Source organism: Paenibacillus sp. FSL L8-0708, from assembly GCF_038009325.1.
GTDB lineage: Bacteria > Bacillota > Bacilli > Paenibacillales > Paenibacillaceae > Paenibacillus_AQ > Paenibacillus_AQ odorifer.
The window spans coordinates 4,240,943-4,253,659 of the sequence record NZ_JBBPBC010000001.1; the positions used below are offsets into that span (position 1 = coordinate 4,240,943).

Here is a 12,717-nt window from a genome sequence, read left to right on the forward strand (position 1 = left end):
TGAATAAGTCAAACGCCCATACAATGGATAAAAACCGTAGGAGGCGCAGAGCTATGAGTCCCAATAAGACGAACCCTTTAGATTGGATGAATGAAGATCCCTTTTTTAAGAAAAAGTTATCCTTGAAAGCTCTTGAAGAGCAGTGGAAGTTGGATCCTAACCAAATTGACGGGTATGTCGAAAAAGTAATCCGTGAAGCAACTGCAGCGACCTCCTCTTCATTTATGAACGAAACCACAAGTTTAAGTTTTGAGCATATCGACACTCATAATCACCTGATTACCAAAATTCGTATTCCGAACGGAATTCACCCCGAAAGTATATGGGCACAAATCAATCGCACACAAATTAAATTAACAGGTTTAGGAAAAGATCATAGCGAGATTATTCAGTTGCCAGTTCCCGTCATTCCAGATCAGAGCAGAGGCACTTATAAACAAGGTTCCCTGCAATTCAGAATGCCTAAAATGTCAGCGGGAAGATTCAAAGACATCGACATCCGTTATTTATAAAATATCCCTTTAAAATCCACCTGTTTTACTCGTCCAAGCGCCCCATTCCCCTAAAAAAAATGCCTTAAAATCAAAACAGCGTATAATTTAAGTTATACGCTGTTTTTTGAGGGTGATTTTTAGCCCTTTTTCATCCGATTTTCTATTCTTTTCGCTCTTCGAACTTTAAGTTCTTCTTGGTCATAAGATGGAGTATTAAGAGTAAAGGTGGGGGCAAATCATGTCTAAAAACAAACGCGGCAAAGCACTTTGGCGCATTCCATCCCGGGCCAGAGGAACATGTCCGATCTGTGGAAGCACACGTATTAAGCTGTTGTACTTCGGGAAAGGCATTTCAGGTGAAAAGCTTAACGTATGTAAAAAATGTGATGGGAAGCAAAAGGCATGAAAGCATTTAGCAGATAATTCACAGAACGGGTTACCAAATAAAGTGCGACCTTAACCTCGAACCTAAGCTCGACAAAAAAGCTATCGCACTTTGCTTGGTAATCCTTCACTTTCAAAAACTTTTATAGTTCAATCCGATATCGTCTTTCCTCATTCGTTAGAATGAATTCGACAGATTCATATAGCCGTAATGCAGAATCATTTTCCGTAAGCACCATCAGAGATGCCTCTTCCAGTCCGTGGGTTCTAAAATAGCTCAATGCTTGAAAAAGCATGTACTTAGCAATTCCGGATCTTCTCCATGGCTCAAGTACAAATACATTTTCGATGTAGCCACCCTTCTCTTCCTGCCAGACCATTAAGCTACCCGCAACCTTCTCCCCTTCTCGAACAACAAGTGATGTCCAGAGCGGATTTTGTTTAAATTCAGCTAACCGTTCTTTCCCTAGCGGAGTTTCCGGCCAAATCTCAGCTTCTAATTCCAAATAATGCTCGTCTTCTTCAGGCGTCTCCATATTCCAGGTTGCGAATTCAAGTTCCTTAGCCAGAGTGGGTTCAGACAAGCCATCACTTAGATTGTGTTTCATCTTAAATAAGCTATTATAATGAGAGAAGCCCTTCACTTTTTCGAAAAATTGAGTATTCAAGACTTCTGCCGAATCGTTCCCTACACATAGAGTGGTTTTGTAATCCTTTGATAACGTTTCTTTTAATTCGAGTGCTCTTAATAAGAGTGACTGATAAACTTTTTCTAATAAATCATAATCGCCTTCACGTTCTGGTATTGTTTTTAAGTTCAGGTAGATCGAATGTCTGCTATCCTCGGAACGGCCGGGCGGAACAATATTGATGATGCTCACTTGACCTTTGGCCACCATTTTACCGTCCTCGAAAGCGCAATATACATTTTCCCAATTTTCCTCAGTGCCAACCCACCAAAAAACAACATTCCCCTTTGAAGATACTGTGCTATAAAGTTCACCAAGTAATGGCATGTCACCTTGTTCAAAATGACGGATAGTAGTCAATACAAAACCCCTTTTCAAATCATTAATATGGAATATATTTATAATAACATGCATGTCCACACTTGATTTGGTAATGAATTTTTATAACTAACTTCTCCTTGTTGTAACATTTTTTAAGTAACCCCTGTCTTACTTATATAGGGGGACTGAAGGATGAGAAAACGATTTTTTATAGGAATTACGCTATTTCTGATTACTTGTGGAGTTGCTCTTGGTGTAGGGACGATATCAAATCTTCTGAGTCCGTTTAAAAGCTTCTCAGTCATCGTAGATAATCAATCTGATGTTGATATTAGCTCTATCGAAGTAGGATTAATTCGTGCGGATTCAAAGAAATTGTATACAAGTCCAATAAAAGCAGGACAAAAGAAAAAATTCAAACCAAAATTGAGTTTAAATGGTGAAGGTGCTATATATCTTCGATATACCAACTCTAACGGACAGTCTAAAGAACAAACCGTGTGCGGTTATACCGAATATTTATCAGGTCATTCCAAAGTCACGATTACTAATGAACGCACAACCGTTGTTCAGCAATGTAATTAACAGCTGTTACTTTAATTGCTAATATACAGCTAATTTCTTCATTAGTCATAAGCGGGCTGCAACCGTAATTTAAAAATCAGAAGATTCCTCAGACCTTTCCGCTGCCTGAACACTAAGGGTCCGAGTACGTCATTTTACAGACGAACTCGGACCCTTGTGATACAGAATATTATCTGACCGTGCAACACATCAATCGATTACACATTCCCCGAAAGATTTAATTGCCATGACACACCAAATTGATCCGCTACCCAGCCAAATTTCGAACTGAATGGATATTCGCCTAGTGGCATGAGCACCTGTCCACCCTGGGATAATGCTGCATAGACGCGGTCAATTTCGGCTTCACTTTCACAATTCACATATAAGGATACCGCTGGAGTAAAGGTGAATCCATGCTTCACGTAGCTATCTATACACATAAAGACTTGTCCATGTAATGAAAAAGTAGCCTGCATGACACTCCCTTCAGGGCCTGCTTCATTTGCTCCATAACGTTTAATACTGATGATTTCGGAGTGATCAAATAAAGAAGTATAGAAATTCATAGCTTCTTCAGCCTTTCCTTCGAACATTAGAAATGTCATTATCTTTTGATTCAGTTCCTTCATAATCGTCCAGCTCCTTAAAGTAATTTTATACAGATCATCTCATATCATTAACGCTTTCGTATACTTTCAAACGGGCATATACGGTTTCGAGAATAGGATACACAACTTGACCAGATACAGCCATCGCCAAAAGAGCACCATGCAGATGCTCAGCTTCCACTGGCAGATGTTTTAGCATATCCCTATGCATAGAGGAAGTAAATTCGGGTGGGACCGAATCCATCTTTTGCATCGTAGCAGTCACCATATCTGCTCCAACAGGCATTCCTGCACTTTGCGCTACACTCACGATCTCATTCAGAAGCTGTTCATAAATAGTACGCGCTGTAGATGAGGCTAAAATGGGTCCAACCGAGCTATCCATTAAAGTTGTAATCCCGCTTAAACTAGCTACGAATATATATTTCTGCCACACTTCGCGCTGAATATCAGAGCTTAGTATCACAGTGAAACCTGCTTTATCCAAATGACTGAGAAGTTTCTGCGTTCGTTCTGACTCCCCACCCGCCCATTCACCAAACACAATACTATGAAAAGAACTACTTTGTATGATAGCTCCATTAGAACCTAACGTTGTCTCGATATAACAAAGACCACCCAGTACCTTTTCTGCTCCAAAATGCTGCTGCAAAATACCAAAATGTTTATACCCATTAAGGAGCGGGAGAATCATAGTCTGTTCACCGACGAAAGGGGTAAGATCCATCATCACCTGAGGCAAATGATAGGCCTTCACTGCAATAATAATACAGTCAAAAGGCTCTGCCTTCTCCCCATATGTAATCGTCCGAACGGGAGTCTTAAAGTCACCATGCACACTTTTTATTGCCAGACCCTCATCTTCTAACTGCTTTTGTTTAGTAGAACGGACTAGAAAAGTTACATCTTCCCCTTTTTGAACCAGACGCCCTCCAAAATAACCACCAATAGCTCCTGCACCCACGAATAGAAAACGCATGTAAGTCTCCCCTTTTTTCACCTAATTTTTAACAAATAAAAAGACCGCTTAGCTTATCCGCTAAACAGGTCCGAATGGCAAAAAAAGAGTCAAGTATCGACCGTTCTTTTGTCTCGGTCCATACGGATCTGAGCAAAATCCAACGAGTTCACCTCCATGGCTACAAATAAATTACTATTCTTAAATCTGATCCATCTAGAGCGCCATTCGATTCTATCGATACAGCCTCCCTGGAAAGTATAACAAAAGAAAACCTTAAAGCCTAGTTTTAATCCATAACTTAGAGATGTCCAGAAACCCGAAGGAACCGGTGTGCAGACCAAACAGGCTTTGATTTAGCTGAGCTTTTTTATTCATATGACAGCCATGTAGCACCCAGTAATTGTCTCGAAGAATCTCCTCTGCTTGATTCAGTAGTTTCACCCGTTCATCCTTTGGAGATTCTGTGAAAGGACCTAATACCTTCGAAAACAATGAAATCTGGTCCTTTCTAAGCAAAGAGAATAAATAATTAGATTTATTATTAAAGTAGTTAATCATTCCCCATTGCCAATCATCTTCTAAAACCTCTTCAGCAAGCTGGATCTCGGCTGTTGTCTGTATATGATCTGCCTTAAATTCATTGAAAAAATATAACTCAATTTGCAAACCTACGGAGGCAGCGCGTGTTTGGAGCCATAACGCTTCTTCTCGTTCTTCTTTTTTATCCTTAGTTGCTAAAGTAATGACTTCTCCCTGATACCCGTTTTCCGCTAAAAGCGCTCGGGCATGTTCCAAAGTTGGATCTAGAAGCTCTCTCTTACTGCTCTCCCATGGCAAAAAGCTATCTGCTGGAGTGATACGATTGCCACCCAATTCTTTTATTAAAGCCGTTCGACTGTAAAGGATACGGATCACTTGGCGAAACCATAGCTGCTGATGAATTCCCTCTCTATGAAAATTAAACAGAATATATCTGCAGCCTAAGGCTGGGTAATCTATACTGTGATTGCTGATGATATCAGGTAAAAGTTCCCCATGTTCAGGATCTGGCAGCTGGTATTGGCGTTCATTAGAAGCCTCTTTTGGCAAATACCAAATCTCAACACGATCCAGAAGCGGCCGAATTCCGAAATAAAAATCAAAAGCTGCGAGCACCAAAACATCCTCATTCAGATCCAATAAACGGTAGGGACCTGTACCGCTTACTTCACTAGTGATGTCTATATCGTAAGGGAGAATGGACATGTGAATACAACTGAACAGATGCAGAAAAAAGAGATTTGGACGTGACAACACAAACCGGATTCGATGATCTCCTTCAACCTCTACTCGTTCGATATCCTTATAAAGGCTAACCGCAGGGCTGTTCAAGTCGATAAGCCGTTGCAGCGTCTCTTTTACATCTCTCGAGGTCATGATTCTTCCGTGATGAAAGCGCACCCCCTTACGGAGGTAAAAAATATAACTTGTATGGCCCTCATTAGCTTCCCACATATGGGCCAAACCAGGAAGAAAGGTATCGGTCGTTGCGTCATAAGTAACTAGTGTGCTATAGATCTGACCCAGCAAATAGGATTCAAAAGCGGTGTATACATAAGCAGGGTCCAGTACTTCCATATGCCGGTTACGGGTAATCCGCAGGACGTCCAGCCCTGAGGTTGACTCTGCTTCACTACGGAAACCCATCTGTTTATTTAACATCGTTAACAATCGTTCCTTTAAGGGACCGGTCACCTGATCGCTGCTCATCAATTCGATAGCTTCTTTTATCTTGCCTTTACTAACTAACTCCTGAAAGCTATCCTCGAATACCTCATCAATACTTTTTAAAAAAGTAAGTTGAGAGATATGCCCCCTGCCTCTCCCCGGCTGCCATTGAATATATTCCTGCTCTTCCAGTTTCCGCAGCACGAATTTAACATTACGTGGAGTGCAAATCAGGATCGAAGCCAATAAATCTATCGTCACAGGAACAGGTTCATTCACTTTGAAGGAACTAGTAACGCCTGCTGCTAAACATAAAAAATGATTACTTATCTGGTCCAAATGGTTCACTCCTTTAAAGGTGAAATGATCAATGTAATTCTTACACTTTTCCTTCCCCCTTTTATCATTATAATTATACATAAATCAACAAGGAATATGCAGCAACAATATTAGAGCAATAAGACTAGGAGATCGTAATCATTATGAATCAGCATCTAAGGCACATTCACCCACTAGCCTGGACAATTATCATCGGCACCATGTTCGGACGTCTGGTGACCTCGATGAGCATCCCGTTCTTATCCATCTATCTAACCCAAGTTCTCGGAGCTTCCCCGACACAAACAGGGATTACGGTCGCGGTTAGCTCGCTGGCAGGCGTATTGGCCAGTTTTTATGGCGGTTATATTTCTGATATTGTTGGCCGCAAAATCGTCATGTTAATCTCGGTATTTGGCTGGGCAGCCGTCTTCTTCGGATTCTCAGTGGCTCAACATCTATGGGTATTTTTCCTGGTGAACACCTTGAACGGCTTATGTCGATCTGTATTCGAGCCTACTTCACGGGCACTTTTGTCCGATATTACACCACCCGAGAGTAAGCTGCTTGTCTTTAATCTTAGATATGCAGCAATTAATCTTGGTGTAGTATTTGGTCCAATCATTGGGCTACAGCTTGGCTCTGCGGAATCAACTTTTCCTTTTCTAATCGCAGGAATCGTATATGTTGCATATGGAATTGTATTATTCATGCAATTTAAGGCACATCGTTCAAGCATGCCCGCCCGTACACAAGCTCAAGCACCACGTTTACTCGAAGCTTTGACAATCACCGGTAAAGACCGTGTGTTCCTACCTGTACTTCTGGGTACCATCTTTTGTGTGTTAGGATACGGTCACTTCGGCTCAACAATGGCTCAATATTTAGCGATGAATACGCATTTCACCAATGGTGGGCAATTGTTCTCCTATATGTTGTCACTGAATGCTATAACCGTGTTAGTAGTGCAGTATCCCATTGTACGAACGGCAAGTAAATTCCCGCCGATTGTCCCTTTAATCCTTGGGAATATCTGCGTTGCACTTAGTCTTCTCTTAGTGGGGCTTGCAGGTGGTGTGGCTCTATTAATGATCAGTGTAGTTCTGTTCACTATAGGGGAAGTCTTACTCTTTACGATGATGGATATGTTGATCGATCGGATTGCCAAACCTGAAATGAAAGGGACGTACTTTGGTACGATTGGCTTTAATAATTTAGGGAGTGTTATGGCACCTATCTTCGGGGGGGTGTTGTTAGACCATTATGGCGCTCAGAATGGCCTTGCGATCTTCGTACCGTTGGCTTTAACAACAGCTTTTGGTCTTCCTTTTCTTCTCGTAGCGCACAAAAGACTTGTTGCCAGAGAGAAATTAACACTTGGTGTTGAAACTAGAGCAATAAAAGGATAACTTATCTAATTAAATATGTCATTTACTGGATCATATTCACCTTAGTTAACATAATCATTATTATGTTAACTAACTATATGAATTAATTCATTTATCAGAAAATCGGGACCGTATCTTTGCAGAATATGCAATAGCTACGGTCTCTTTTACATAGAAAAAACGGTTAATCATATATTCCCTGCAGAAAACTCAACTGACCTTTCACATATTGCCTTAGCTCTAAGGGCTCAATGATTTCGGAATGTCCTATTATGCTCCAGATATTAGCACATGCACTTTCATAACCAAACATATTCACCTTTAAAATGAATGCATCCCCTTCTTCCCTCATTTCCATGACCTCTAGCTGAGATAAAGAAGACCTTGTTCTCTTATCGGCTCTAATCACAACAGGATAGACCTCTTCCTCTTTACAAGCTTGCTTAAAAACCTGTCCCTGCTGCTTCCAGTGCTCTTCTAATGAAAAATCCATAGGTATAGAGTACTCTTCTTCCAAAAGCTGCGTAGAGGCAATTCGCTCACATTTAAATGTGCGGATGTGCTTAGCTTCTTCACAGTAGGCTATAAGATACCATTCCTCTTTTTTCACCACAAGACCATAGGGCTGTAATTTCCTGCATGATATTTCTCCGCTAACCTTTTGGTACGCAATCTGTAGTTTCTGAGATCGCCAAACAGCTGTCCGAATAGATTCCAGACAGGGAATTTCTATTCGTTCTGTCCACCAAGGTGTGTCATCGAAATAAAAGCGTTTTTGCGCTTTCTGAATGTCAGGTTGGTAGGATGCGGGCAATGTTTTTTCTAATTTCAACAGCGTCGTTTTCAGCTTAAGACCCGATTCAGAATGTCCCCCAGAATAGATGCCCATACCTGTTAAATATAGATTGATTACATCTTCACCATGTAACTGCTTCAGGTTAACTGTGTATCCCTCCATTAAGGAGATGCCACCATTGGGCCCCGACATAGACAACAAAGGAATTCCAGCTTCAGCTAGCACATCAATATCTCTATAGATTGAACGTACAGAGGTCTCCAAGGCTTGAGCTAGTTCATTGGCCTTCATTTTCCCTCTCGATTCCACTAATAATAAAATAGCAATCAAACGATGCAAGCGCATGAGAACCTCCGAGCTTTTCTTTTTTATCTAGTATACTTCAAAATTCTTGCCATGATGTTGTCAGCAATAACAGGTTATGATTAGTTCATTACATAAAGGGAGCTGAAACATATGAAAATTGCCGTATTAGGAACAGGGTTCGGAGCTTATCATGCAGAATTATTGACGAAAAATGAGCGTGTAGACAAAGTTATTGTTTATGGTAGAAATGAAGCTAAGCTGCAAAATTTAAAACAAACGTTAGGCGTTGAGATTACCACAAATATAGAGGATATCATGCTTGATACCACGATTGATGTGATCGATATCTGTCTGCCCGTGACTTTACATAGACAGTATGCCGTTGAGGCGCTTAAACATGGAAAACATGTATTCTGTGAAACCCCCGTATGCTTTACCATTGAAGATGCCCTTGCGATGAAGGAAGCAGAACAATTGTATGGCAGACGAATTCTCGTGAACCAATTTATTAAATTTGATCCTGCGTACAAATATTTATACGAAACCACTTCTAATGAGAAATATGGAAAGCTTTTAGCCTTCACCTTAAAAAGAGAAACGTCTCCTCTCTGGGGGGATCTCGGACTTCATTCTATCTCCACAAATCTGATGATTCACGAACTTGATTTTGTAACGTGGCTGCTTGGATCGTTAGAAGAATACTTTGTGTGGGGAACCGATGGTGGACGAAGTGAACAAGCTTTAGTGCGTACCCATTTTCAGAAAACGAATGTCTCCGCAGAGATCGTTGTATCCTCACAAATGCCAACGGGTTATCCTTTTTCCGTAGGGTATGAGGCTTATTTTGAACAAGGAAAGCTAGTCTATCAAGAAAGTGACGACATGAACGGCACGGTTGAAGGATCATTAATTGAATATACCTCTGCAGGTAAACAGCAACTTTTGTTAGAACAAGCTAATCCTTTTGAAAAGAGTATTACGCATGCTCTCCAATGCTTAGAGGAGGGTTCTACATCAATAATCGAGTTAGACTATGCCTTACAAGCTATGGAATTAGCAATAAAAATAGAAAAAAGGCTTGTGTAAACATAGGGGTTGGTGTTAGGTATCCTTTTTCATGGGTTTTGTTTGTGGGGGTGTAGAACTTATGGAATTAGTGGATAGTAGCTAGGGAGAGGAATAGGTTTTGAGTTTTCTATTGTGAATTTTTCATATGTTGAAATTGTAGAATAAAGTAGTAAATTCAGTCCTTTTTGGTACGCTATGGTTAGTTCTTGTTCATAAAAAGCTGTTATTTCACAGCATTTTGGAGGGGTTTCATCCTTGGGATTAAGGTCGTTCAATTAGAGGATAAGTTAGCTGAACAGGCTGCCTATGATCTCGGCAGTCTGTTGTCATTGTACTATCGTGCCCCATTAGCGTAATCGCGAGATTTATTAAATCTAACGATTAGTTTCAGAAAACTGAATCGATTGGATTGTATCAGTTAGCGGGTCAAATTGGATCGATACAAAAACTCCAAACTCGTTACCTGCTTTGCTTCTAATCCATAGTTTGAATTTCTCTTCAGACTTTTTAGGTGTTAGTTCAGTACGACCAATGTGCTTATAATCAATTATGACTGCATTGTATCGTTTTTGTGTTTCCTCTACTGCAATTTTGCCCCATTTTGCGTATTCAGGCGCAGCCTCTACTGTAACAGTAGAAAAAATAAGTATCGCCAAAAATGATATCAGTATTTTTTTCATAATAACCGCCCATCTGGAGAAGTTTTCAGTAATATCTCCCACTTTATCCAAATGTATTCTTAGACAACTTAACGCCAGCGTACAGTCTACAACTTTATTTTTAAATTTATCAAGATCTAGATTTAGGAAAGTCAGATATAATAAAGGGTTCCACATATTAGTCATGACTAATATGTGGAACCCTTTATGCTTAACTATCGTACTCCGTTAGGATTTCTGTGGAACGAATATTTTAAATCGCGTTGTTACTCATACGGCATCTTGTCCTTACCCATATATAACACACTGTTATATATGGGTAATAGATGTAAAGTCGTTGGGTGTTCCATTCTTGTATATTTACCTGACACTCCCATATCTTTTATTGTATTGAATTCATCAACTCATAGTAATATTTAGAATCACTAGTCTTATAAAGGCTATACCAAGCGTCTAATGTTTTTGGAGAAAACACATCCAAAGCTTTCAAGATGTGTGCAGAAAATTCCAACGGAGCTATCCCAGATGCTGTGATCAGTTTTCCATCAGTTACAGCAGACTCCATTTTATAATGCTTTTCTCCTGTATAAGTGGGACAGATCATTTTAAGGTATTCCAGATCATTGCTTGTATGCCCGCGTGAATTCAGCAATCCTGTCTGGGCAAGTCCCATTGTAGCACCACAAATCGCTGCAACCCATATACCTTCCCTTAAACACCTTTCAGCGATTTTTAAGAGGGGGTGGTGAATGGTTTCTGTCCATGTATCTCCACCGGGTAAAATCAATAGATCGGATCTTTCAATACTGCAATCAACCAATTTGATGTCAGGCAATATTTTCAATCCGCCCATTGTAGTTATTGGAGTCTTATCAATTCCCACGGTAACTATTTTTGATGGGGCCAGCCCCTTTTTATAATATCTTCCCGAGTTCAGTTCGGCAGTTAAGTAACCTATTTCCCAGTCTGCCATTGTGTCAAACACATAAAGATATACCGTATTATTCATTTGCAAGTTCTCCCTATTTTACAATTCATCAAGTGATACCAACCATCGGTAATCAATGATTATCATCATTATAAAATGACTTCACTGACATCCGCTGTCAGTAAAGTTTTTAAAGTTGATAATATTCCATTAACTCCGACACAACACCAACAAGTTTTTCCTTCAAACTCTGTGGTTCGATTACTTGAATGGATTTCCCGTAGGATAAGAGAAAATTAGGAACATAGGTATGAATTGATTTTTCCTCAAGTAAAAAGATTGCTTGATTTGATGTACGCTCTTTCAGATGATGCCCCAAAAACCAATGCAGGCATAAGTCATCCAACGCCTCTGACCTACCTTCGATAATTAAAGCAATTAACCCGTCCTTGCCGACTAAATCAGGTAATAGATTTCGCAAAAAAAATTCCCGAGCCAAAAAAGCTTCGGAACGTTTAAATATGTTTTGAGTCCGCTTGATTTGTAAAATCCGTTCTACCCGAAAGCTGCGGATCTCATTTCTCAGGTGGCAAAATGCAACAATATACCATTTATTGTTCCAGTACACCATTCCATAGGGATCTATCACCCTAGTCTTGGGTTGATCATCACGGCGTGTGTGATAATCAATTTCTACAGAGAATTCGTTTGCTACAGCTTGCTCCAATTCCGCCAATACTGGCTGAATAGAAGGGTCTCCCCTACGGTTTATAACTTCAAATCCGGCTAAATGATGGCTGAGAACACTTTCCTGTTCCTGATTCGAATACATTTTCAATTTGGATGTCGCATTACCTAAAGCCTCACTCAAAGGGTATCCCGCTTCTTTTGCAAAAACAGCAGCATGAAGAAGTGCTTTTTTTTCTTCAATATCAAATAGCAGAGGTGCTCTGATAAAATTATTCAGTAAGCTATACCCGCCATTATGACCAGTGTCGGATATTATAGGCACTCCACTGGCACTTAGCGCATCAATATACCGATAGACTGTCCTTATATTTATTTCTAACTTTTCGGATATTTGTTTTGCGGTCATTTTAACACCCGAATTCAGCATCCATAGGATTGCCAGCATATTATCGTTTTTTGGCATCACATATACCTCATCTTTTATTAGGATCGCACTAAATTATTTGCTTTGCGAATCGCCTGCATCCCTTTATTCATCAATCTTGCAGCCTTTCAATCCTAACGTAGCATTCAATGTGTGTCGACTCCCGTAACTTAAGAACAATCTGCAATTTTTAACATTGCTGCTCTTAGCTCAACTCAACATTCTACTTTACCACAACTTGTGATACAGTTCACCGCGCTGTTTGTAACGGTAAATTTTTAAGCCATCCTTTGCAGAATGCTCTTTCTTTGATCCGCTAGGTTCCAATTGCCCTAACCGCCGTTCAGGGCACTAAAGAATATACACAGCATATACATCACCTGGAAGAATGGATATTTCCAGTTTCAAT

13 protein-coding genes are annotated in these 12,717 nt (G+C 40.1%); 5 read left to right on the forward strand and 8 right to left on the reverse strand.

Annotated features, from left to right (window positions below):
* Positions 1–53 precede the first annotated feature (53 nt).
* Positions 54–512 (forward strand): Hsp20/alpha crystallin family protein, encoded by a 459-nt coding sequence (locus NYE58_RS20180; protein ID WP_076126722.1) that lies wholly within the window; start codon positions 54–56, stop codon positions 510–512.
* Between the two features lie 220 nt (positions 513–732).
* Positions 733–900 (forward strand): hypothetical protein, encoded by a 168-nt coding sequence (locus tag NYE58_RS20185; protein ID WP_169744777.1) that lies wholly within the window; start codon positions 733–735, stop codon positions 898–900.
* Positions 901–1,021: 121 nt separating this feature from the next.
* Here NYE58_RS20185 and NYE58_RS20190 read toward each other — a convergent pair whose 3' ends face one another.
* Positions 1,022–1,927 carry a GNAT family N-acetyltransferase gene (locus tag NYE58_RS20190; protein ID WP_370511598.1) on the reverse strand — a complete coding sequence of 302 codons (906 nt, stop codon included), beginning with the start codon at positions 1,925–1,927 and terminating at the stop codon, positions 1,022–1,024.
* 153 nt (positions 1,928–2,080) lie between these two features.
* On the opposite strand from NYE58_RS20190, the gene NYE58_RS20195 reads away from it, so the two are divergent.
* Complete coding sequence (locus NYE58_RS20195) at positions 2,081–2,473, forward strand: hypothetical protein (protein WP_076217741.1); 393 nt, start codon at positions 2,081–2,083, stop codon at positions 2,471–2,473.
* Positions 2,474–2,670: 197 nt separating this feature from the next.
* Here the strand turns inward: NYE58_RS20195 and NYE58_RS20200 are convergent, their stop codons facing one another.
* The 3 genes from NYE58_RS20200 to NYE58_RS20210 all read right to left on the reverse strand — a co-directional run bounded on the left by NYE58_RS20200 (position 2,671) and on the right by NYE58_RS20210 (position 6,070).
* A complete protein-coding gene (locus tag NYE58_RS20200) occupies positions 2,671–3,084 on the reverse strand; it encodes a VOC family protein (RefSeq protein WP_076217738.1) in 414 nt (137 codons plus the stop codon).
* A gap of 34 nt (positions 3,085–3,118) precedes the next feature.
* Positions 3,119–4,042 carry a ketopantoate reductase family protein gene (locus tag NYE58_RS20205; RefSeq protein WP_341002922.1) on the reverse strand — a complete coding sequence of 308 codons (924 nt, stop codon included), beginning with the start codon at positions 4,040–4,042 and terminating at the stop codon, positions 3,119–3,121.
* Positions 4,043–4,297: 255 nt separating this feature from the next.
* Positions 4,298–6,070, reverse strand: coding sequence for an ABC transporter substrate-binding protein (locus NYE58_RS20210; protein WP_248548704.1), 1,773 nt, complete (start codon positions 6,068–6,070; stop codon positions 4,298–4,300).
* A 143-nt stretch (positions 6,071–6,213) separates the two neighbouring features.
* Here NYE58_RS20210 and NYE58_RS20215 point away from each other — a divergent pair, with 143 nt between their 5' ends.
* Positions 6,214–7,458 carry an MDR family MFS transporter gene (locus NYE58_RS20215; RefSeq protein WP_076126732.1) on the forward strand — a complete coding sequence of 415 codons (1,245 nt, stop codon included), beginning with the start codon at positions 6,214–6,216 and terminating at the stop codon, positions 7,456–7,458.
* A gap of 163 nt (positions 7,459–7,621) precedes the next feature.
* On the opposite strand, the gene NYE58_RS20220 is transcribed toward NYE58_RS20215, so the two are convergent.
* Positions 7,622–8,578 carry a helix-turn-helix transcriptional regulator gene (locus NYE58_RS20220; RefSeq protein ID WP_341002923.1) on the reverse strand — a complete coding sequence of 319 codons (957 nt, stop codon included), beginning with the start codon at positions 8,576–8,578 and terminating at the stop codon, positions 7,622–7,624.
* 111 nt (positions 8,579–8,689) lie between these two features.
* On the opposite strand from NYE58_RS20220, the gene NYE58_RS20225 reads away from it, so the two are divergent.
* Positions 8,690–9,625, forward strand: a complete 936-nt coding sequence (locus NYE58_RS20225) for a Gfo/Idh/MocA family protein (protein WP_339243659.1) — start codon at positions 8,690–8,692, stop codon at positions 9,623–9,625.
* A gap of 356 nt (positions 9,626–9,981) precedes the next feature.
* Here the strand turns inward: NYE58_RS20225 and NYE58_RS20230 are convergent, their stop codons facing one another.
* The 3 genes from NYE58_RS20230 to NYE58_RS20240 form a co-directional block, all read right to left on the reverse strand.
* Positions 9,982–10,452 carry a DUF3889 domain-containing protein gene (locus tag NYE58_RS20230; protein WP_254848769.1) on the reverse strand — a complete coding sequence of 157 codons (471 nt, stop codon included), beginning with the start codon at positions 10,450–10,452 and terminating at the stop codon, positions 9,982–9,984.
* 196 nt (positions 10,453–10,648) lie between these two features.
* Positions 10,649–11,275, reverse strand: coding sequence for a type 1 glutamine amidotransferase family protein (locus NYE58_RS20235; RefSeq protein ID WP_341002924.1), 627 nt, complete (start codon positions 11,273–11,275; stop codon positions 10,649–10,651).
* Positions 11,276–11,384: 109 nt separating this feature from the next.
* On the reverse strand, positions 11,385–12,347 hold the full coding sequence (locus tag NYE58_RS20240) for a helix-turn-helix transcriptional regulator (RefSeq protein ID WP_076190218.1): 963 nt from the start codon (positions 12,345–12,347) through the stop codon (positions 11,385–11,387).
* Between the last annotated feature and the right edge of the window lie 370 nt (positions 12,348–12,717).

Bases quoted from the DNA above. Each gene is read 5' to 3' on its own strand.
- NYE58_RS20180 (WP_076126722.1), top strand. From the start codon at position 54: ATGAGTCCCAATAAGACGAACCCTTTAGATTGGATGAATGAAGATCCC.
- NYE58_RS20185 (WP_169744777.1), top strand. From the start codon at position 733: ATGTCTAAAAACAAACGCGGCAAAGCACTTTGGCGCATTCCATCCCGG.
- NYE58_RS20195 (WP_076217741.1), top strand. From the start codon at position 2,081: ATGAGAAAACGATTTTTTATAGGAATTACGCTATTTCTGATTACTTGT.
- NYE58_RS20200 (WP_076217738.1), bottom strand. From the start codon at position 3,084: ATGAAGGAACTGAATCAAAAGATAATGACATTTCTAATGTTCGAAGGA.
- NYE58_RS20205 (WP_341002922.1), bottom strand. From the start codon at position 4,042: ATGCGTTTTCTATTCGTGGGTGCAGGAGCTATTGGTGGTTATTTTGGA.
- NYE58_RS20215 (WP_076126732.1), top strand. From the start codon at position 6,214: ATGAATCAGCATCTAAGGCACATTCACCCACTAGCCTGGACAATTATC.
- NYE58_RS20220 (WP_341002923.1), bottom strand. From the start codon at position 8,578: ATGCGCTTGCATCGTTTGATTGCTATTTTATTATTAGTGGAATCGAGA.
- NYE58_RS20225 (WP_339243659.1), top strand. From the start codon at position 8,690: ATGAAAATTGCCGTATTAGGAACAGGGTTCGGAGCTTATCATGCAGAA.
- NYE58_RS20230 (WP_254848769.1), bottom strand. From the start codon at position 10,452: ATGACTAATATGTGGAACCCTTTATTATATCTGACTTTCCTAAATCTA.
- NYE58_RS20235 (WP_341002924.1), bottom strand. From the start codon at position 11,275: ATGAATAATACGGTATATCTTTATGTGTTTGACACAATGGCAGACTGG.
- NYE58_RS20240 (WP_076190218.1), bottom strand. From the start codon at position 12,347: ATGCCAAAAAACGATAATATGCTGGCAATCCTATGGATGCTGAATTCG.